This is a genomic window from Methanoregula sp., from assembly GCF_028712425.1.
Lineage (GTDB): Archaea > Halobacteriota > Methanomicrobia > Methanomicrobiales > Methanospirillaceae > Methanoregula.
This window is the reverse complement of the sequence record NZ_JAQTQD010000024.1, coordinates 1-19,008: the sequence shown is the minus strand read 5'-3', so window position 1 is coordinate 19,008 and position 19,008 is coordinate 1. Positions and strand designations below refer to the sequence as shown.

The 19,008-nt window shown below is 55.6% G+C and carries 24 protein-coding genes; 15 read left to right on the top strand and 9 right to left on the bottom strand.

The genetic code is table 11. From position 1 onward, the window contains the following. Positions 1-4: 4 nt before the first annotated feature. Both PHF39_RS11650 and PHF39_RS11645 read right to left on the bottom strand, forming a co-directional pair. Complete coding sequence (locus PHF39_RS11650; protein ID WP_300224277.1) at positions 5-388, bottom strand: hypothetical protein; 384 nt, start codon at positions 386-388, stop codon at positions 5-7. Positions 389-666: 278 nt separating this feature from the next. Continuing rightward, positions 667-1,380, bottom strand: a complete 714-nt coding sequence (locus PHF39_RS11645; protein WP_300224274.1) for a nucleoside deaminase — start codon at positions 1,378-1,380, stop codon at positions 667-669. 260 nt (positions 1,381-1,640) lie between these two features. Here PHF39_RS11645 and PHF39_RS11640 point away from each other — a divergent pair, with 260 nt between their 5' ends. From PHF39_RS11640 to PHF39_RS11630, 3 genes are all read left to right on the top strand, one after another. Further along, positions 1,641-1,976: a hypothetical protein gene (locus PHF39_RS11640; protein ID WP_300224271.1), complete on the top strand. Its 336-nt coding sequence runs from the start codon at positions 1,641-1,643 to the stop codon at positions 1,974-1,976. A gap of 172 nt (positions 1,977-2,148) precedes the next feature. Then, complete coding sequence (locus PHF39_RS11635) at positions 2,149-2,286, top strand: hypothetical protein (RefSeq protein WP_300224268.1); 138 nt, start codon at positions 2,149-2,151, stop codon at positions 2,284-2,286. 39 nt (positions 2,287-2,325) lie between these two features. Then, entirely contained in the window at positions 2,326-2,832 is a 507-nt protein-coding gene (locus PHF39_RS11630; protein WP_300224265.1) for a flavodoxin family protein, read from the top strand. 76 nt (positions 2,833-2,908) lie between these two features. On the opposite strand, the gene PHF39_RS11625 is transcribed toward PHF39_RS11630, so the two are convergent. Further along, positions 2,909-3,391, bottom strand: coding sequence for a phage tail protein (locus tag PHF39_RS11625; protein ID WP_300224262.1), 483 nt, complete (start codon positions 3,389-3,391; stop codon positions 2,909-2,911). Between the two features lie 271 nt (positions 3,392-3,662). Between PHF39_RS11625 and PHF39_RS11620 the strand changes: the two genes are divergently transcribed. Next, positions 3,663-4,883: a hypothetical protein gene (locus tag PHF39_RS11620; protein ID WP_300224259.1), complete on the top strand. Its 1,221-nt coding sequence runs from the start codon at positions 3,663-3,665 to the stop codon at positions 4,881-4,883. Positions 4,884-5,189: 306 nt separating this feature from the next. Here the strand turns inward: PHF39_RS11620 and PHF39_RS11615 are convergent, their stop codons facing one another. Continuing rightward, positions 5,190-5,765 (bottom strand): NADPH-dependent FMN reductase, encoded by a 576-nt coding sequence (locus tag PHF39_RS11615; protein WP_300224256.1) that lies wholly within the window; start codon positions 5,763-5,765, stop codon positions 5,190-5,192. Between the two features lie 205 nt (positions 5,766-5,970). Between PHF39_RS11615 and PHF39_RS11610 the strand changes: the two genes are divergently transcribed. After that, positions 5,971-6,423 carry a hypothetical protein gene (locus tag PHF39_RS11610; protein ID WP_300224253.1) on the top strand — a complete coding sequence of 151 codons (453 nt, stop codon included), beginning with the start codon at positions 5,971-5,973 and terminating at the stop codon, positions 6,421-6,423. A gap of 249 nt (positions 6,424-6,672) precedes the next feature. On the opposite strand, the gene PHF39_RS11605 is transcribed toward PHF39_RS11610, so the two are convergent. Then, a complete protein-coding gene (locus PHF39_RS11605; protein WP_300224250.1) occupies positions 6,673-7,677 on the bottom strand; it encodes a nuclease-related domain-containing protein in 1,005 nt (334 codons plus the stop codon). A gap of 275 nt (positions 7,678-7,952) precedes the next feature. On the opposite strand from PHF39_RS11605, the gene PHF39_RS11600 reads away from it, so the two are divergent. The 3 genes from PHF39_RS11600 to PHF39_RS11590 all read left to right on the top strand — a co-directional run bounded on the left by PHF39_RS11600 (position 7,953) and on the right by PHF39_RS11590 (position 10,356). Beyond that, positions 7,953-8,513, top strand: a complete 561-nt coding sequence (locus PHF39_RS11600) for a cache domain-containing protein (RefSeq protein WP_300224247.1) — start codon at positions 7,953-7,955, stop codon at positions 8,511-8,513. 155 nt (positions 8,514-8,668) lie between these two features. Further along, positions 8,669-9,697 carry an inorganic phosphate transporter gene (locus tag PHF39_RS11595; RefSeq protein WP_300224244.1) on the top strand — a complete coding sequence of 343 codons (1,029 nt, stop codon included), beginning with the start codon at positions 8,669-8,671 and terminating at the stop codon, positions 9,695-9,697. A 5-nt stretch (positions 9,698-9,702) separates the two neighbouring features. Next, on the top strand, positions 9,703-10,356 hold the full coding sequence (locus PHF39_RS11590; RefSeq protein WP_300224241.1) for a DUF47 family protein: 654 nt from the start codon (positions 9,703-9,705) through the stop codon (positions 10,354-10,356). A gap of 16 nt (positions 10,357-10,372) precedes the next feature. On the opposite strand, the gene PHF39_RS11585 is transcribed toward PHF39_RS11590, so the two are convergent. Next, positions 10,373-10,873 carry a multiprotein bridging factor aMBF1 gene (locus PHF39_RS11585; RefSeq protein WP_300224238.1) on the bottom strand — a complete coding sequence of 167 codons (501 nt, stop codon included), beginning with the start codon at positions 10,871-10,873 and terminating at the stop codon, positions 10,373-10,375. A 274-nt stretch (positions 10,874-11,147) separates the two neighbouring features. On the opposite strand from PHF39_RS11585, the gene PHF39_RS11580 reads away from it, so the two are divergent. After that, a complete protein-coding gene (locus tag PHF39_RS11580; RefSeq protein WP_300224327.1) occupies positions 11,148-12,323 on the top strand; it encodes a proteasome-activating nucleotidase in 1,176 nt (391 codons plus the stop codon). A 193-nt stretch (positions 12,324-12,516) separates the two neighbouring features. Further along, the gene (locus tag PHF39_RS11575) at positions 12,517-12,645 is read left to right on the top strand and encodes a hypothetical protein (RefSeq protein WP_300224235.1); all 129 of its coding nucleotides are present in this window, start codon (positions 12,517-12,519) and stop codon (positions 12,643-12,645) included. A 97-nt stretch (positions 12,646-12,742) separates the two neighbouring features. Here PHF39_RS11575 and PHF39_RS11570 read toward each other — a convergent pair whose 3' ends face one another. After that, positions 12,743-13,219 carry a DUF5804 family protein gene (locus PHF39_RS11570; protein WP_300224232.1) on the bottom strand — a complete coding sequence of 159 codons (477 nt, stop codon included), beginning with the start codon at positions 13,217-13,219 and terminating at the stop codon, positions 12,743-12,745. Between the two features lie 38 nt (positions 13,220-13,257). After that, a complete protein-coding gene (locus PHF39_RS11565; protein ID WP_300224229.1) occupies positions 13,258-14,418 on the bottom strand; it encodes a proteasome-activating nucleotidase in 1,161 nt (386 codons plus the stop codon). 44 nt (positions 14,419-14,462) lie between these two features. Between PHF39_RS11565 and PHF39_RS11560 the strand changes: the two genes are divergently transcribed. From PHF39_RS11560 to PHF39_RS11545, 4 genes are read left to right on the top strand one after another with little or no spacing between them, the layout of a single operon-like run. Then, positions 14,463-14,876, top strand: coding sequence for a DUF126 domain-containing protein (locus PHF39_RS11560; protein WP_300224324.1), 414 nt, complete (start codon positions 14,463-14,465; stop codon positions 14,874-14,876). A 53-nt stretch (positions 14,877-14,929) separates the two neighbouring features. Beyond that, positions 14,930-15,388, top strand: coding sequence for a hypothetical protein (locus tag PHF39_RS11555; protein WP_300224226.1), 459 nt, complete (start codon positions 14,930-14,932; stop codon positions 15,386-15,388). A 49-nt stretch (positions 15,389-15,437) separates the two neighbouring features. Next, entirely contained in the window at positions 15,438-16,550 is a 1,113-nt protein-coding gene (locus PHF39_RS11550; RefSeq protein WP_300224223.1) for a TIGR04013 family B12-binding domain/radical SAM domain-containing protein, read from the top strand. A 33-nt stretch (positions 16,551-16,583) separates the two neighbouring features. Next, the gene (locus PHF39_RS11545; RefSeq protein ID WP_300224221.1) at positions 16,584-17,894 is read left to right on the top strand and encodes a hypothetical protein; all 1,311 of its coding nucleotides are present in this window, start codon (positions 16,584-16,586) and stop codon (positions 17,892-17,894) included. 233 nt (positions 17,895-18,127) lie between these two features. Here the strand turns inward: PHF39_RS11545 and PHF39_RS11540 are convergent, their stop codons facing one another. Next, positions 18,128-18,400, bottom strand: coding sequence for a ribbon-helix-helix protein, CopG family (locus PHF39_RS11540; protein ID WP_300224218.1), 273 nt, complete (start codon positions 18,398-18,400; stop codon positions 18,128-18,130). A 137-nt stretch (positions 18,401-18,537) separates the two neighbouring features. Between PHF39_RS11540 and PHF39_RS11535 the strand changes: the two genes are divergently transcribed. After that, on the top strand, positions 18,538-18,912 hold the full coding sequence (locus PHF39_RS11535) for a hypothetical protein (protein ID WP_300224215.1): 375 nt from the start codon (positions 18,538-18,540) through the stop codon (positions 18,910-18,912). The last annotated feature ends 96 nt before the right edge of the window (positions 18,913-19,008 follow it).

Here is a 19,008-nt window from a genome sequence, read left to right as displayed (position 1 = left end):
AAATCTACTTCACAATCACGGTCAGGTTGAACCGGGGATTCCATTCATGCGGCGAGCAGCCTGGCACAACGCCAAATACCCCGTCAATGAACGATGTTCCGGGGCCTGTTGCCCGGTACCGGGCCCGGTAATGGCCGGACTGGTTCCAGTAATCGCCGCCTCCGGAATAGTACCCGTCATTCAGGAGCTCGATCGAGCAGCCTGAAACCGGCATGTCCCATTCCCATGCAACACTCGGGGCCCACCGAAGGGTCATCTCAACAATCTCTCCCTTCTCAAGCACGACCGTTCGGCCGGTCTCACTCTCTTTGAAAGAATAGCGGATCCCGGGCATTGGATCCCGGACCGCAACGGAAGTGTCGACCGGTTCCGGGACATGGGAGTCCATAGAGCATCCGGTCCGGGGATCCGGTGTGAACCGGGGTGAGGATACCGCCGGGGTTTGTGAGAAGGACGGGGTTGCGGTGATGGTTGATAACGGTGGGTGCCCCGGAGGCAGTGTCGGCGTTTCAGCGGGAGTGCTGGTTGGTGGGGAAGAGGTTGTGTCCGTAACACAACCCCCGGTAAGTACCATGAAAACAATTCCGATAAGAATCGCCGGGTAATATCCGTTCCTGGTATTTTTTTCCATCGTGTGTTACAATTTTAAAAAGATTACAGCAGATTTCATTTCCAGAAGTCCCTGTGGGGGGCAACCAGTTCGTCTTCCAGTTCCGGAAAGGGGCCCGCCACCCGGATAGGCTTCTGCCCCGCTGCAAAGACCGTGCGGGACGACAGGTTCATCGTGGGATTGCTCTTGCTTGCGCCGGTCAGGTTCTTCAACGTGGTTTCCGGAAGGCCATAGGCCATATTTCCGATATTGGCCCAGTAGATGTTTCCGCTGCACATGGCGCACGGTTCAAACGTCGTCACCAGGGTACAATTCCACAGGTAATCAGGATCGTATTGCACAGACGCCCTCCGTGAAAGCTCTGTTTCGGCATGCGAGAGACCCCCCATGTTTCCCTGTTTCATCAGCACTGTCTCGCCATCCGGCGCCACAAGCACTGCGCCAAAGGGGTGGTGGCCGGATGCCTTCGCTTCCTTTGCTACCTCGTTGGCCGTCCTCAGGTGCTTCAGGATCTGCTGGCGAGTGAGGGGAAAATCGTCCCCGTCCGAAAAGGAGCCCGTGTCCACGGATCCCGGCCCTGAGATCCCGGAGACTGTGGTTTCCACGTCGGGAATGTTCAGCGTGCCCGGATTGTCGCTCACGACCTGACCGGAAGGTCCGCTCATGCCGCTGTTGTCGTTGTCGGTTGTTTTCGTTATGCAGGCGCCAACGATTATAAACAGAACAAGGAACAGGAACACGGGCAACAATTTCATTAAGATATTCTTCATTTTGAATCTCCCATTCTGGTTTATTTTTTTAATGACGACAGATGCCGGAGTGATTGCAGCTTTGTATAGCTGAAGTCATAGGCATCCGCATATAAAACTGTTACCATGTCCATGAGAGCGATATTCCATTACCCGCCGCGTACTCATCTCCAGTGTCCGTGGCAGGGCCCCCACCCCACCAGGAAATCTGCTGCACTGCAACAGCCGCTTAACCACTGCCAGAGCGGGACCGGTAAAAGGGATTGTTATTCCTTTGGCGCATGCGGCGGCAGTTTCTGTTGTGCGAGCGGGACACCGCCCGTGCCGATCGCATCAAGTGGGTACTCCCGGACATACACGAAGAATGCGGGCGGCGGAAGTTTCGTGATCTCCGGCTCCGGTCCGGCAGCATCTGGACGGCATCCCTTCTTCACGGTTTCTGGAATTATTTCATCCAGCAGTTTTACCCGGCGTTCACGGCAACCACCGGAGCCGGGAGTGCTATGCTTGGTGAGTTCGGCTGGTGCGTGCTGCTCATCAGTATTGTTATCGGGCTGCTCTGCTGGCACCTGCGGTATATGCTCCCGAAAATGCCAAAACCCGAAGGCGGGCTGTAGGAATCCCCGCCAGGCTTTTCTTTTTCTTTCACCGGTGAATTTCCCCGTTTCTTTTGGCTGCCGGGTTTTTTTAAAAAAACATTTTGACCCGGGGGTTGCAGGTCGGTCCCGGGGGATATTTTTAAGACAAAACAGGGATAAAATCAACCATCCGCATATTAGAGGTAACCACATGCCAACAAGCAAGAAACAACTGGTAAAGCTGAACAAGGCAAAGAAGGAGAAGGCAGAAGAACTCTCAAAGCAGGCAGCTGCGGGCAGCAAAGAGGCCCAGAAGAAACTCAAGAAGCTTGAGAAGAAGATCAAGTAGGCATTCTGTTTTCATCTCTCTTTTTCTCATGGCCGGCACATGCCGGCGGATTCTCCCGGTGCACGGCTCCGTCTCACTCTGCATGGCAGGAAGACGAGGTATATATCCTTTGAGCCAGCAGGAAAGAGTATGGCCACGGTAGCAGTTCTGGTGGATTCCCGGGGCGGGCATACCCGGAAGGTTGCTGAAGCGATTGCGGATGAGCTCGGCGTAAGTGTCGGGGATATCAAAAAACGGCCCCTGCCGGATGCGGAGATCCTCTTCCTCGGGAGCGGGACGTACGGCCACCAGCCGGGAGATGAGATGCGATACCTTCTCCGGGACGGGACATTCACCGGGCGGAAGGTGGCCCTGTTTGCCACGGCAGGATCGCGCGATGGCGAGAAGCTGGTCCGCGACATGGCGGAGATGGTAACAAAGAAAGGTGCACAGGTCCTCGGGGACCCGGCTGCCCCGGGCAAGGCAATCATGGTCCGTTACCGCAACGTGCACAAGGAAGATCTGGAGGCTGCCAGGACCTGGGCCCGGAACATTGCCGGGAAGTGATGGGCAGGAGGGGCAGGTCCACCCGGCCGGCAGTGAACCAGCCGACTGTGCGCAGGAGCGATCAGGGAACCTGCGGTTATCTCTTCTCCGCCGGCTCCCGTCCCCATGCGTCGAAACCGAGCCTCAGGTGTTCGATTGCAACTTCGACAGAAGCGGGATCCGGGTCCGGGAAAGCCCGGTATTCATCCACCCAGCAGTTGGAGAGATGATAGCAATATTCAACCTTTCCGTTCTCATCGCACGACTCGATCGTGAATGGCCGTTTGTATTCCGGAAGCAGGGAGCCTTTGCCGGTTGCCGGGCCGAAACTCCGCACCATGGTAATCCACTGCGCGAACCCGAGGTCAACGGCAATGCCGCGTTCGAGATTGATGAAATACGGGGTGCGCTGACCCTCCGGCCCGATGGCAGGGGGCGGGCCGCCACTTTCTCTCTGGCCGGTATGCACTATGTTCACAGGAAGCGGGGAGACCTCCGGAAAGCCGGCAACGTACCGGCCATCCCATTTCACCCGGAACTGGAACTTCCTGCAGAGATCGTCTTCTAACGACATGATCATCCCACGGTCGTTCCTTATCGCTGGACATATTGATTCTTTGGATTGGGGCAGGACAGCAGTGTTACGCTGCCGGGGCAAGGAGGGAGATGGAGGGCAGGGGATGGAGGCTCGTGAGGCTGGTGCAGGGTGATGTGAGCCAAATTGTGCCGGGAAAACAGATCGATTCGCTCAAATATACATGACAATATACTATGATCTTAATAATCGAAGTGAAGGAGATGGTGTAACGATCACAGGGAGGGATCTGGTTGGCAGGGTTTCGATACGGGGCATGCTTGCGACAATTCTCCTGCTTGCTCTGGTGGCCGGGGTTACGGGTGACGAATCCTGTTCTTTTGTGAAACCCTGGCCCTATACGGCGGGATCCGGCACGGTTCCTCCGGATATCTCCATTGATCCATCCGGCGCTGTTTATGTAACCTCGCCGGAGGATGGCCGGGTGTTTCGGTATTCTCCGGAACGGGAACTCACCACCTACTGGGTGCTGAATGATACGGAATCCGGGGTATCCGTTGTCCCTGCCGGGATCGTTGCTGACGCTTCTCACAACGTGTATGTTACCGACCGGAAGAACAGCACGGTCATCAAACTGTCTCTCTTCAAAACAGAGCTATGGGGCCGCGAGGGGTCCGGCAACGGGGAGTTTGACCATCCGGCCGGGATAGCTGTCGATTCTTCCGGAACCGTGTATGTTGCTGATGCCGGCAATAACCGGGTGCAGAAGATCCATTCCGGCGGAAAGTATCTCCTCCAGTGGGGATCCTACGGGACAGCACGCGGGGTGTTTAATGCGCCGGGAAGTATTGCCATCGATGCACGGGATCATGTGTATGTCACCGATGCCGGCAACAGCCGGATCCAGAAATTCACATCCGACGGGACCGCTCTTGCAGAATGGGGGTCAAAGGGAACGGGTGCCGGACAATTCCTGACCCCGTCCGGTGTTGCCGTAGACAAATGGGGGAATGTCTATGTTGCCGATCAGACTGCCCGTGTCCAGAAGTTCAGCCCGACCGGGGAATATTTCAGTACGTGCAACACGAGCAAAACAGCGTATGATGTTGCCATCGGTCCTTCCGGAGAGTTATTCGTTATTATGCAGTCCGGCTCTTCATGGGAGATTGGTGAATTCAGGTATTCGTCTTTTGTTGTTCAGGAAACTCCCGTACAACGCTCCACATTTGCCGTGCTGGTCCCACGTACACCTAGTGTATCCATGACCCCGGGAGCATCAGATACACCCCGGCAGAGAATATCAGTGCAAAGCCCTGAACCCGGAAAAACCGTTCTCACAATCTCCCCGGAAGTGTCTGCCGAAAACAATACCTCTGCAACTCAGATACCTGCAACGCTGGAGATGCCCGAGACTGGAACAGCGGACAATCGGCGTGAAGAGGGCACCCTGGTGGCTGGCAGAGAACCGGGAGCCTTTGACAGAATATCCCGGTTTCTCCGTTCCGTCTTTGAGATGAGGATCCCATTCCTTCCATAAGTTTTTCTGTTTTTTGCAGCAGGACATCAACGTGTGGCTATCCCAGTTAGTTCACTAGTCCGTCATACCCTTCAATTCCCTTGTCTCTCGGTATGTGGTGCACTATCCGATATATGCCGATGAGAATAGCAACCGTAAATATTGTCCCGTCATATCTGGAGTTTAATACACCCTGGTTGCTTCATTCCTCCGGTTCAGATGCCGGGACGCGGTGCGACCGTTCTGAATTCACTGCAGACGAGTTTACCGGCTACAAAGTCCTGATTTCCCGTCGATAATTTCTTGCGACCCCTCTCCAGGATCTCTCTACTCGTTTGCCCTGTTACTGTCCCTTTGCACATTCTCCCGGATCCACGTACAGTAATGCTCCATCCAGTCCCGGAGGCGGGGAAGGCTCCCTTCGCCGATAGTTCCGTCTGCATTGAACATCCCCTCTCGCATCTGGAGGTATGCCTCAGGCTGGCGCATCACGGAAACGTCAAGGAAGGAGAGGATGTTCCGCAGGTGCTGCTGGGCCATGGCCGTACCCATTGCGCCGGGAGAGATGCCAATGATACCGGCGGGCTTCCCGGCCCACACGCTTTGGCCGGGCGGGCGGGACCCGTGGTCGAGTGCGTTCTTGAGCACACCCGGGATCGAGCGGTTGTATTCCGGTGTTACAATGAGCAGACCGTCAGCGGCCCTGACTGCATCTTTCATCCGGGTGACTGCAGGAGCGGGATGATCGTCATCGTCCTGGTTGTAGAGCGGCAGGTCGCCGATAGGAACGCGGGTAAAGGAAAAGTCCTGCGGTGCAAGCTGCACAAGACCCTCTGCGAGCTGCCTGTTCAATGATTCTTTCCGGAGGCTGCCAACAATGACCGTGATCGAGTACCGGCTCATGATCCGTACTTTTGTGTCATGGGGTATGTAGCTGCTGATCGCGGGGTTGATGGATCTTGGGAATTCCCTGTATTGAACCTATATTTCGATCGTCCCGATCAAATTGCTTTACAAATATGTTTTGCATATCGTTGTTTTTATCTATGATACTTTTAAAAAATGTTCAACAAGGTCAATCTGCATAGCAGAATGGCAGGATGTAGGGATGAAAATTGACAAATTTGGTTTGATGGTAACCATCTGGATGTGTCTGTTCCTTGCGGTTGTCCTGAGTATCATCCTTCCGTTCATCGCCACCGGATCGCTTACGCTCGCAGAATTTTTCGAAGGGTTCATCGTCTCCTTTGTCATAAGCCTGGTTATAACTCTCATCATCCCTCTCATGGAGTGGGGGGGCAGGGTTGCTGCTGCCTGCGGGGCACAGCCTGAAACGCTGCCGTGGCACCTGATTTCCACTGCCGCTCTGGCGCTGATCATGGGTACGCTCCTCTCGCTCATCATGGTCATTTACTTCATACCTCCCGAAGCACGCCCGTTTTTCCTCTTTATCTGGATCGGTATGTACCCGTTCGCGCTGCTCGCAACCTATATAGCGGCCCTGATCGCAGCCCCGATCGGGGTGGCGATTGCAAAGAAGTGCTGCGGTATTCCCGGGTAATCATGCGTGCCCCGGCAGGGTGCACTATCATTTTTCACCGGGAAGGCCGATCCCATCACGGACAACACCTTTCAGCGTTTTCTGGTTTTGCCACTCCATGTTTCCGGGGTTCATGGAGCCTGAAGCCAGATGTTGATCCTGTACGTAACGGGTACGTCTTATCCAGCTGAAACTAATCCGGCGCCTGCTGGTATCCCCGATCTTCCGTTATGCAGATTTCCCAGACCGAAAGCCAGGTTCTCCCGGCCATCAGCGGGCTTCGGAAAATGAGATGACATGGGTAAGCCGCTCGACATTCAGAGGGGTCAGGATCTTCTCCCATTGCGTGATGTATTCGATCAGCCGGTTGAGCGTGATCACATCGATGTCCTTGTCGAGCTTCAGGTCAGGATGGCTACCCTGTGTAGAGACGATGACGCACCGGATCTTCGGATTTCGCTCGTAGAAGCGGTACTCGTCTTTCATGTACACCCAGAGGGCGTGGGTGGCGACCTTCACCTGCCGTTTGATGTCTCCGGTCTTCAGCTCGATGTCTGCTCCCGACCAGTTCTTGGTGCCGATAAGAAACAGCCCTGTTGGGCCGATGACAACCGGGTCGATCTGCTGGAACCGGATCTCGTCCTTTTTTCGCCACCAGTACGCGGTGTCGAACCGGCGCAGGTTGACCCCGCTCATGATATGGCAGTCGTCGGGCAGCTGCGAGAGCGCATCAATGACCTGCTGTTCAGCCTTTGCGCCGATGAGATAAGAACTGTTTTTTGTAAGGAATTGCTTTGTAGCCGTAATGTCCCGGCTCGCAGAACTGACACTGCAGGTCCGGGTTGCGATTGCCTTCTCCCATTCCCGCTTCAGCTTCCAGAGTTTCCATCTGACAGCAGTTGACGGGAAGTGGATCCGCCACCCACTGATCTGGTTTGCCCCCCAGAACCGGATCAGGAGCCAGAGGACCACAAAAAACGATTCGCTTGCCTCGATCCGGTCATTGATTGCAAGGATGCTGGTATAGACGTCCTTTGTGCGCTGTTCAATGCCTTCGGCCATCTCACGGTTGAGCTCTGCCTCGCGGTCTTCGAGCGCATGGATGATCTCATCCTGCCGCTTCTCCTCAACCGATGCAGCCCCGGCAAGGAGTTCCGGGTAGTGTTCCAGGAACTCCGTGATCTCGGCAAGGGTTGCCATTTTTCTGCCGTGGACCGGTTTTGTCCCATCAAGGAGGAAACGGGTGCTGCCTGAGATTCCGTGAAGGTGTGCCATGATCGTCCTTGTGTATGGATGGTTTCTTGAGGGAAAGCCGGAGTGTCCGGCTCATATCCTGACGGCACCGGATTGTATCCTGCTATCCGGTCCGTCAGACAGTTAACCAGTCCCCCCCAAATGGCTGGAGAGCTTCCGAATAGGTATGTGGAGATCGGGTTGTACAAAAAGGTATCGGCGATATGAGAGGATCGTACCGGTGTTCGCAGGCGTCCCTGCATGGAAATCCGGGGACACAGATCACCCTATAAAGAAAAAAATCCAATAATGAGCCCATGAAAAAAATCCCAATGTTCATTCTTCATATATTCATCATCGCCCTGCTGGTGATTGCTGCAGGCTGTACAGAGAGTGCATCCGGATCGGCCCCGTCAACTCCCATGGATACGCCAGCCGGCCCGGTGATGCCCTCTGTTTCCAACGAGACCCTTGTTTCCTTTGTCGACAGCGCCGTTGCCTATGCAAAGGTGCAGGGCACTGAACGGGCTTTGTCCGAGTTCAACAACCGGAACGGGTCGTTTATTCAGGGCGAACTCTATATCTTCGCGTACGGGTATAATGGCACGACGCTTGCCCATCCCATCAATCCGGAAGCGGTTGGCAAACTCCGCGAGGGAGCCAACGGGATCTTTGTTGAGGAGATGGGCGCAGAAGTCCGGAACGGCAGCGGGTTCTACCGTTACGTGTATATCAATCCGCGGGACAACAACACCCTGGAATCCAAACTGGGGTATGGCATGCAGGTAGCTGATGACTGGTGGCTCGGCTCCGGCGTGTATACCGGGCCGGTCAACGCCCCTGCGACAGCAACAGCAGCGTCACCGAAAACACCATAGTTTTTTTCTCTTCCCTTGCTCTGACAATACCCTTTTCCGGGAACGCCTCTTGGTGAAACCGGCCGGCGATCTCGGGCGATCTTTTTATCCTCATCCCGCAATACTGCCCATGTGGCTCTGACTGCGGCAGCCCGCAGGCATGCCGGCACCTGCCTATGTTCGTGATTGCGGTTTTCACTATCCTGCTTGCGCTCGCGTTCACCTTTACCAACGGGTTCCAGGACGCAAGTTCGATCGCTGCTACCTTCATTGCCTCGCGTTCAGCATCGCCGCGGGCCGGTATCATCCTTGTTGCAGGGATGTCTCTTCTCGGGGCGGTCTTCGGGGGGAGTGCAGTTGCCTTCACCATGGTCGGGCTCATCAGCATTCAGCCCGGGGCCGGCGAACTGGCCGTCCTCTTCGTTGCGCTCGTTACAGCAACCGCATGGAACATCATTACATGGAAGTTCGGGCTTCCCGCATCCTCCACACACTCGCTGATCGGGGGTCTTGTCGGGGGGAGCATCGCGGCCGCAGGCATATCGAGCGTTGCCTGGGGTTTTTCCGAACTTACCGGCCCGGAGCCGGAACTTGTCGGGTTCATGAAGATCCTCGTCTTCTTCGTCCTCTCTGCAATCATCGGATTTGCAGGAAGTTTTGGATTACACAAAGCAACGGATCTCTTTATGCGCAATGCAGAACGTCGCCAGAACAGGAATATCGCCATCCTCAACTGGTGCACTGCATCCCTGATGGCGTTCTTCAACGGGGCAAATGATCCCCAGAAACAGATGGGGATGATAGCGATGGTCCTTGTTGCCGCGGGTTTTGCGGCAACCCCGGAGGTCCCGCTCTGGACACGGTGTGCGTGCGCAGTCCTGATGGCGCTGGGGACGATCAGCGGCGGGTGGCGGATCATGAATACCCTCGGGCGCCGGATCTTCCGGATCGAGCCGATCCATTCGTTCGATTCCCAGTTTTTCTCTGCATCCTCTATCGCGTTGTCAACAGCAGCCGGTGCTCCCGTCTCTTCGACCCATGTGATCACCATGTCTGTCCTCGGTGTCGGAGCTGCAGAAAACCCGCGTAAGGTCCAGTGGCGGGTGGGCAGGGAGATCATTATCGCTATGGTGATCACGATCCCGGTGACCATGCTCATTGCCGGGCTGTTATTCCTTCTCGTATCCCCCCTTATCGGAGTATGATGACCATGAAACTACCAAAAACCAAAGACCGCCGCGGAAAGGGCAGGGGCCTTTTCTCCTCGCTCTTCCCGCGCGAACATGATTTTTACCGTATGCTCACCTGCCAGTCCGAACGCACTGTTGCCGGTGTGACTGCCTTTACCGACTGGCTGAACCATTCCCCCCAGACAAATCCTGTTGAGCTGGAGCAGATCGAGAAGGAGGTGGATGCCATGCGGCATGCCATGGAGGACAAGCTGGTCCGGTCCTTCTCTACTCCTTTTGACCGGCAGGATATCTACAGCATCTCCCGGCAGACGGATTATATTCTCAACTTTGCCGGGGAGACCGCAAAGGAGATGTACGCGTTCTCGGTCTCTCCCGATCCGCATATCCGCAGCATGGCACAGCAGCTCCTCTTAGGAACGGAGTGCATTGCACGGGGGATTTCCGCACTGGAATCTGACCGCGAGAGCGTCGAGGACGAGATCCGCCGGGCCCGCCGGGCATATAATTGTCTTGAAGAGCAGTACATCACCGGCATGGCCGAGCTCCTGCGTACGGACGATGCCATGCAGGCAATAAGGACAAGGGAGATTTATCATCACCTGCGGGACGCGGGCAGGGCCATGCGGGATACCCTCGATATCCTGCACAACGCGGTCATCGACCTTGCATAACGAAAAAGGGGATTGATTATTTTTTGGCTTTCCGGATGATCGTCAGGTCGCCGAGTGTCGGGGCCATGGTTCCCGGGACTTTCTTCTCAACATCAGTATCCGGTGCATCGATGAGCCGGATCTCAAGCACCTTCTCAAGTTTCTTCCGCACACCCTCTTCCGGGATGAGGTCGCGGTTCTCGATCTTCTGGATAAGGTGCTCCTTCTCCTTCATCTGCATGGCAAGGTCCTTCTGGGAGAGGCCCTTCTCCATCCGGGCGTTCCTGATGCGGACATTATAATCGTCCACAATATCCCCCTCGATGAAATCGAACATGTCCCGCTTCCGGTAGGTGGAAGGGATCACGGCAGGAGACTTTACATTGCCCGCGGGCCTGGCACCGGCCGGACGGGCGATATCGGTGCGCCGTTGCTGCTGGACCTCGGTGCCGAACTTCCCGCATCTGGCACAGACCTGCAGCTCGGCACCCTCAACCCGGACGATCTTGGGCGGACCGCGAATGGTTTCACCGCACATTTCGCACTGCATATTCTCACTAGGAAGTTGTTTTCAGACTTTAAATGCCCTCTGAATGGATCAGGGGCTGCAACCCGCCGTTTGCCTCCTCACAAACGCTTTATATGCAATTTCCCCATATAATTATCTGAGGCACGAGATGTCTGACACCATCCACCAGTCCCCGGAGCCCCAGACTCCCGAGGAACTGTACCGGTTGTACCGTACACTGTCCGAGCAGCTCCGTGAACAGCTCTCCCAGATCGAGGGTGACAAGCATGACCTGGAAGTCCAGATGATGGAACGGGTCGGCAACCTGGAGTCCCGCAACCTCGAACTCCGCGAGCAACTGCGGCAGGTCGAGGCTGACAAGCGGTATATCGAGACCCAGAAGATCCGGTACGAGCGTGAGGTGCGGAAACTCAAGAGCGAGAGCGAGCAACTCAGGAGCCCTCCCCTTATCATCGGCACGGTCACTGATGTTGTTGATGCAAACCGGGTGATCGTCAGGAGCAGCGCGGGCCCGCGGTTTTTAGTGCGGAGCTCGCCGTCCATCAGTGCAGACGACCTCAAGCCGGGGGTACGGTGCACGCTGAACCAGCAGTCGCTTGCTATTGTCGAGCTCCTCCCAAGTTCCTTTGATGCACAGGTGTATGGCATGGAACTGGTGGACTCCCCGCAGGAGACCTACATGGATATCGGCGGGCTCGAGCAACAGATCAACGAGATCAAGGAGGCCGTGGAACTGCCGCTGAAGCGCCCCGAACTTTTCGAGCGGATCGGGGTCGAACCGCCAAAGGGCGTTCTCCTCCACGGGCCGCCCGGCACGGGAAAGACGCTGCTTGCAAAGGCCGTTGCCCACGAGACCAACGCCCATTTCATGCGGGTCGTGGGATCGGAGCTGGTCCAGAAATATATCGGGGAGGGCGCAAGGCTCGTCCGTGAGCTCTTCGATCTTGCGAAGAAGAAGGCCCCGACCATCATCTTCATCGACGAGATCGATGCGGTGGGGGCCAGCCGGACCGAGGCGAATACTTCCGGAGACCGCGAGGTCCAGCGGACGCTGATGCAGCTCCTTGCGGGGATGGACGGGTTCGAGAACCGGGGCGATGTGAAGATCATCGGTGCAACGAACCGGATCGACATCCTTGACAAGGCACTCCTCCGGCCCGGCCGGTTCGACAGGATCATCGAGATCCCCCTGCCGGATGAGAAAGGCCGGTTCTCCATCCTGAAAGTACACTGCCGGGCACTCACCATTGATGAAGATGTTAACCTTACGGAAGTGGCACGGCTCACGGATGGCAAGAACGGTGCAGATCTCCGGGCCATCTGCATGGAGGCCGGGATGTTCGCGATCCGGAAGGAGCGGTCTGCCATCAAGCAGGAAGACTTCCTCTCGGCCATTGAGAAGGTGGGCCTTGACTTCCACCGTGGCCTGCCTGGTACCGAAGGCGTTATGTTCGCCTGAACAGCCGATCCCCTTTTTATTCCCTTAACCGGGAAGTTAGCTGAATACACTACGGAGTTTCAGGAACCACCCGCATCTATTTTACGAATATATATCGCGAACGGGCGATGGTTGTGTATGACAGTACGGGAATCCTGCAGGAATTCCATGCGGGGAGACCCCGGGCTGTGAATGATCCAGGAGATTATGACCTATGACAATAACAAAGACCATGAACCATTACCCGGTGATCTTCCGGGCAGTTGAGGGCATCGGGCTGCTTGCCCTGATGGGGGCCTGCTTTGCACTCTGCTGGCTCCTCCGGCGGGAACCGGTCTTTTAAGGACAGGTCCTTAAAAGATCTCCTCCTTTTCCCGTCACTTTTTTCATTTTTTCATACGGAAACTATTCTGCCCGAGGCCGTGGTTGAATGGCAGGAATCAGATAAGGTCATCCGGCCCGCTTACCAGTTCTCCCTCATCCACGTCATCCTCTGTGCACCAGATCTCAAGCGTGTGGTCTATGCCGGCATATTCCTGGTGGTATTCCTCGACGGTCGATCCCGGTACCATCGGGACCGAGCTGATGAGCTTCCCGTCCTTGAACCCGTAGAGTTTCCGGTATTGCCAGCCGGGGCCAAGGACAACGGTCCGCTCGTAATAAACGTCCTGTGCCAGCTGGTGGGTAAAATAGATCCCCGGTTCCCATTCAAAGAGGGGCTCGCGCACGTACCGGCGGATATACCATCGCAGTTCTGCAACAAGCGCAAGGGCACTGCTCAGTGCCGCACAGGAGATGTACACGCCGCAGGATTTCTTTTTCGGGTGGTAGAACCGCAGCGCCATGCGGCTCGTCTCTGAAGAAAAGAGGGTATGGTAGAGGTCGGTTCCTTCGCGCTGGACCAGGAGGATGTTCATCCTTCTCTCCAAACTGTACAGCCCATCGTAACGCGGGCTCAGGTGTACATCCGGTTGTCGGTCACTGCCTCGTTCTTCACCTTGCGGGCTGCATCGGTGAAGTCGATCATCTCGACCTTCTCTGCCTCGCGGCGGACGGCCATCATGCCGGCTTCACGGCAGATCGCTTCGAGTTCCGCGCCGGTGGCGTTCTCTGTCATGCTGACAATCGCACCCATGTTAACGTTACCCAGCTGCATCTTTCTTGAGTGGATCATCAGGATCTGGAGCCGGGCATCCTTATCGGGCACCGGGATCTCAATCAGGCGGTCAAACCTGCCGGGGCGGAGGAGTGCCGGGTCCAGCATGTCTGCCCGGTTGGTGGCAGCCATGATGCGGACATCGCCGCGGTTGTCGAACCCGTCCATCTCTGCCAGCAGCTGCATCAGCGTCCGCTGGACCTCGGCGCTGCCGCTGGTACCGTCATTGGTCCGCATGCTCCCGACTGCATCGATCTCATCGATGAAAACAATAGCCGGTGCGCGTTCGCGGGCCAACTGGAAGAGTTCCCGGACAAGGCCGGCTCCTTCCCCGATGAACTTGTGGACCAGCTCGCTGCCGGACATCCTGATGAACGTTGCCTTTGCCTCATGGGCGACTGCCTTCGCAATCAGGGTTTTACCGGTGCCGGGAGCACCGAAGAGGAGGATCCCCTTTGGCGGTTCTACGCCGATCCGCTGGAAGATCTCCGGCCGGGTTAGCGGATACTCGACAGCTTCCCGTACTTCTTTGATCTCGTTCGCAAGGCCCCCGATCTGGGCATAGGATATTTCGGGAGACTCCACAAGTTCCATCACCCGGACACGGGAGTCGTAGATATTTCCGATAACCTTGACAATCGAGAGCGCGTTGTTGACTGCGACCTTTGCCCCGGGTTTTAAGAGCGGGCGGAGTTCTTCACCGGCAGTAGTAAGGTATTCCTGGTTATTGCCCTGCTGGCGGAGATAGATATCCCCGTTATCCAGGATATCGACAACAACGGCAACGAAGAGCGGCATGCGCTTGAGCTGGTTGTTCTCGCGCCTGAGCTGGCCGTTCTCCTTCTGGAGATCTTCGATCTTCACCTTCAGGTCGAGCAGTGCGGCTTCGAGCTCGTTGAGCTGGATCTGGTACTTGAGCTCGCTGGAAGGAGCAGAGCTGTTGACGGCAGTCTCTTCCATATCACTCTTATATCTTCATCTTCAACCATTTATGTGGTGTGATTATGCATATCAGCGGACGAGGGATATCCCGTGGAAAGGCAAAAGGAAGGCTGCTTGTGAGCCCTGCCCCGATCTCGTTTTTGTCCGGTGTTGACCCGGATACCGGAGTTATCGTGGAGAAGGGTCACCCGCTCCGGGGAACGAGTATCACGGGCACGGTGCTTGCATTCCCGTATGGGAAAGGATCCACGGTGGGTTCGTACGTCCTGTATGCCCTGAGCCGGAACGGCCATGCCCCTGCGGCTATCATCAATACTGAGGCGGAGGCGATCATTGCAACCGGGGCCATCATCGGGGGGATCCCCATGATCGACCGGACGAGCGTCCCCCTGGTTAAACTGAAGGATGGCGTCTCTGTCACCGTGGACGGGGATGCAGGCACACTGGAATATGATGGGGAACTTCGTGAGGCGTGACCCTTTCTGTTTCAAGCGTAACTCTCAAATAAAGCCGGGTTATATGTTCTGGTATGCAAGGCAGATACATAGTGTTTTTCGTCCTTCTCCTCTGCACAGCGGTTCTTATTGCCGGGTGCACGGGCACAACCGGTCCAGCCCCCGCGACTGGATCGGCTCCTGTCGGCGGAGCTGCCCCCTCGGGCAATAACCTCGTGCCATCGCCAACAGATGTTGTCCCGGAGAACAATCAGGTATCAGTCACCGTCAAGGAAAAAGAGTACAACGGGCAGATTGCCGTTGTCTTCGATGGCGGTAAAGGACAAAATCTTGTCAGCTCCATTGATGTGACGCTGTACAGATCGGATGGAACGACCGAGACTGCAAAGATTGGGAAGAACAAAGGCGATCAGGTGGAATTTGTCGGGACCAAGGATCCGAACAACCCTGACCGCGTTGTCGTCTATGTCTCCGAGATGAACGGACAGACCTACAAGGTCACCGATGTGATCAGCGAGTACCGCCAGCGCTGATCGCGATCCACAACCCTCTTTTTTTCTCCCGTGCCATACTCTGGTAGCCATGCAGGTCAACTGGAGGATAATCCATGCGGCAAGAAACTCCTTTGCGGTCCTCTATGCGACCTGCGAACGGGAAGGGATTCATCTCAACCCGGTTGATGCACCCACCGGGGACATCACGTGCTACAGCCTGACATCGATCAGTGCCGCACGCTACCAGAAGGAGATTGCTGAGGCGGATTGCATTACAGTTGTTGGCGGACCGCATGCCACCGCTGCACCCCGCGAGGTGGCCGGTTATGCAGACTATGTCGTGATTGGCGAAGGAGAGTATACGCTCCCCCGTCTCCTCTTCAACCTTATTCGTGGCGGGGACGGCAGGATTCCCGGCGTCATGACCGGAGACTGGTATCAGACTGCGGACACCACGGTCCGGCTGGATGCCTTCCCCCCCTTCTCCGAGTACAAAGGATATATCGAGATCTCGCGTGGCTGCCCGTTCTCGTGCGGCTACTGCCAGACCCCGCAGATCTTCGGCCACTGCATGCGGCACCGGTCCGTTGACGAGATTGCACGGTATACACAATGGCACAGCCAGTCGAGATTTGTCACTCCCAATGCCCTCGCGTACGGGTCGGATGGCGTTCACCCGCGGTTCGACAAGGTTGAACGACTTCTCCGTGCCTGTCATAACCAGGTCTTCTTCGGGACCTTCCCCAGCGAAGTACGCCCGGAGTTTATCTGCACGATGTCACTGGACCTAATCAACCGCTACTGCACGAATACCCTGCTGCACTTCGGTGCCCAGTCCGGGAGTGACACGGTCCTTTCCCGGCTGAAGCGGGGGCACACTGTCGCAGACGTGCTGACTGCAGTCGATCTCTGCCGGGAGAACGGGACAACACCGGTTGTTGATTTTATTGTGGGGCTCCCGTTCGAGACGGATGAGGACCAGCGGGCAACGCTTGACCTGATCCGGGAGGTGGCACGGGCCGGTACCGTCCACGTCCACCGCTTTATCCCGCTGCCCGGGACACCTCTTGCCCATTCACCTGCGCGTCCTCTTCTTCCGGAAACGGAAAAAATCTGTGGGGAACTGGCCTTACGGGGACACCTGACCGGTTCATGGAATGATCCTGAGATAAGGTTTTTACACTCCCGGCAAATACCCTAACTTTTTATTACCGCCCGATCAAACCATGATCTCATGGAGCGCCTGTTTACGTCGGCAAAGCAGTTTTGCAAGTCTGACTCTGCCGAAACCACCAAATCGTACCGGCTGGCCCTGACGCAGTTCGGGCAATCAAAATTCGGGAAAGACCTGCCGAGGGAGAAACAGCTGCCCCTCACCCAGGATGATGTATTCCCTCAGCTGGACCAGTATATCCGGCAGGCAACGAAACAGGACGTGCTCGATGACTTGCGGGACTTCAAGGACTTCCTGGACGGCCTGACGATCACGCGGAAGATCGGCGGGCAGATGGTCACGAAGAAGTACGAGGTGGCGACCAAGACCCTCAGGATCTCGATTGTCCAGGCATGGTTTGAGATGAACGAGATCGGGCTGCCCAAAGCGTACCGGTCGGAGTTTTCATACAAGGAGAAACCAGAGAACGATGATCTCCCCTTCACCCACGAGTCAGCCCTTGCGGTATATCACCAGCTGAAATCCCCGATCGCCCGCTGCCTTTTCATGTTCTTACTCTCGACCGGTTGCCGCATCCGTGAGGCAACGAGTGTCCGGCTCAGCGAGATTACCTGGGACTATAGGCTGCCGGATGGCTCCAAGGGCCCGGTGCGGATCCGCTTCGATGGTGCTTACACCAAGAACGGGAAGCCCCGGATAGCCTTCCTGACAAAGGAGACCGAGGACCTCATCAAGGAGCTCTGGACCGAGAAACTGCACCGGATGGTATCCAGGAGAGGGAAGGGGCATAAACGGCAGGAGCTCTGGAAGACTGGCCGGGACCTCTATGTGATCTCGACGGCAGGGAAACGGCAGATGAACTTCCCGAACATCAAGAACCCCCAAGAGCGCCGGCCTGTGAGCGAAGACGATCGGCTCTTTCCAGTGGCTATCTCGACCATTGATGAGGTGCTGACTGAGGCAATTCACAGGGCCGGGTATGTAGAAAAAACCAAGAGCGGCATGAATAAGCTGCATATCCACAGCACGAGGAAATTCTTCCGGACACAGTTCGGGCTGGCCGCCGGTCAGGATGCAGCTGAAACGATTGTTGGCCACTCGCCGGGCCTGATCGCAATATACCGTATCTTGGAGGAGGGACAGGTTGCCCCGCTCTTCATGCGGCACCAGAACGCCCTGAGGATATTCCGCGATGCCGAGACCGAGATTGTGCGGGAGCGTGTCGATCGGCAGGCTGACAAACTTCTGGCCCTGGAGCGCGAGAACGCGAAACTTCGGGCTGACCACAACGAACAATTTACAGAGATTAACTTGAGTTTGAAGAGGTTACAGGAGAAAATGGCCTTTGTAAAAGTTCTTGGCCAAGAGTAATTATTTTTTTACTATTGAACCGCTCGATTATATGAATGAACTCGCAGGTTCTACGACGTGAACAAAACAGAAAGTTTATGCCAGTTTGTTAAAGATACACTTTCGCTCTGCATATGGTGCGCCATAATATTGGTGTGAGTATAATTCACAGTATTAGCAAGAGCGGCAGAAGGGGATTATCACGGATGACAAAACCACAGAAGCACTTAAAAAAGTTATACTATATCGGAATATTATTGAGATCGTCGGTGCCCGGGCCGCTTCGTTAAATCCCTCGCTTGGTATCGGCGAAGGGGCTCATCCAGAATATCGGGACGCCGGATCAGGATCTGTTCGATCTGAGAAAGGAGCAACTCGGGATTCTCCTCGCTCTCAATAAATTTAATGATCGCTCTCCTCATGAAGGAAGATCTGTCGATTCCTTCCTCCTCTGCCAACTCGGTGACTTTATCATTCACGCTCTTAGGCAGCTTCACCCCGTTAAACACAAGCTCCTCTTTAACCACGTTGCACACCGTTTAACTGATAGGTAAGTGAGCGGCCAACTATTTTAAACTAATTGAATTTATATAAGTTTAACAATGTTATAATATATAGAAATCTTTTTAAACATTGAGCATATACTGTTAAACGTAGTTAAACGATGACAAACAAAACCACGTTGGATGAGAGGAAAACCGACTTCCTCGGATCGAGGATCGATGAGTACCACGAGGATCTCCTGAAGAAGATCTTCGCGAAGTGGGCCGCCGAAGGAAAAGCGATCTCAAAGAGGCCCATCGCAGAGGCGGGGATCGCGTACATTGCCAAGCTTGAGGGGCTGGTCCCAGGCTGCCATCTAGCAGTCGCTGATATACGCCCTGGATTGCACGATGAAGAGGCCAAACTCCGGAATGAAGGGTTTGGAGATCCTGATTTCGTGAACGAGGGAGTTATAGCACTGGCTCTCCGGTTTGGATTCATGGGTCCGACAAAGATCACGACCAACACAGAGACTATTGTAAGCGAAGATGCGTGATCCCCATGACCGAAGCAGTAGCACAGCAACCGAAGATGATGGAGTTCCATGCCGATGTCGTTCAGGAAGTCCTGGATGAGTTCCCGCATTATCGGG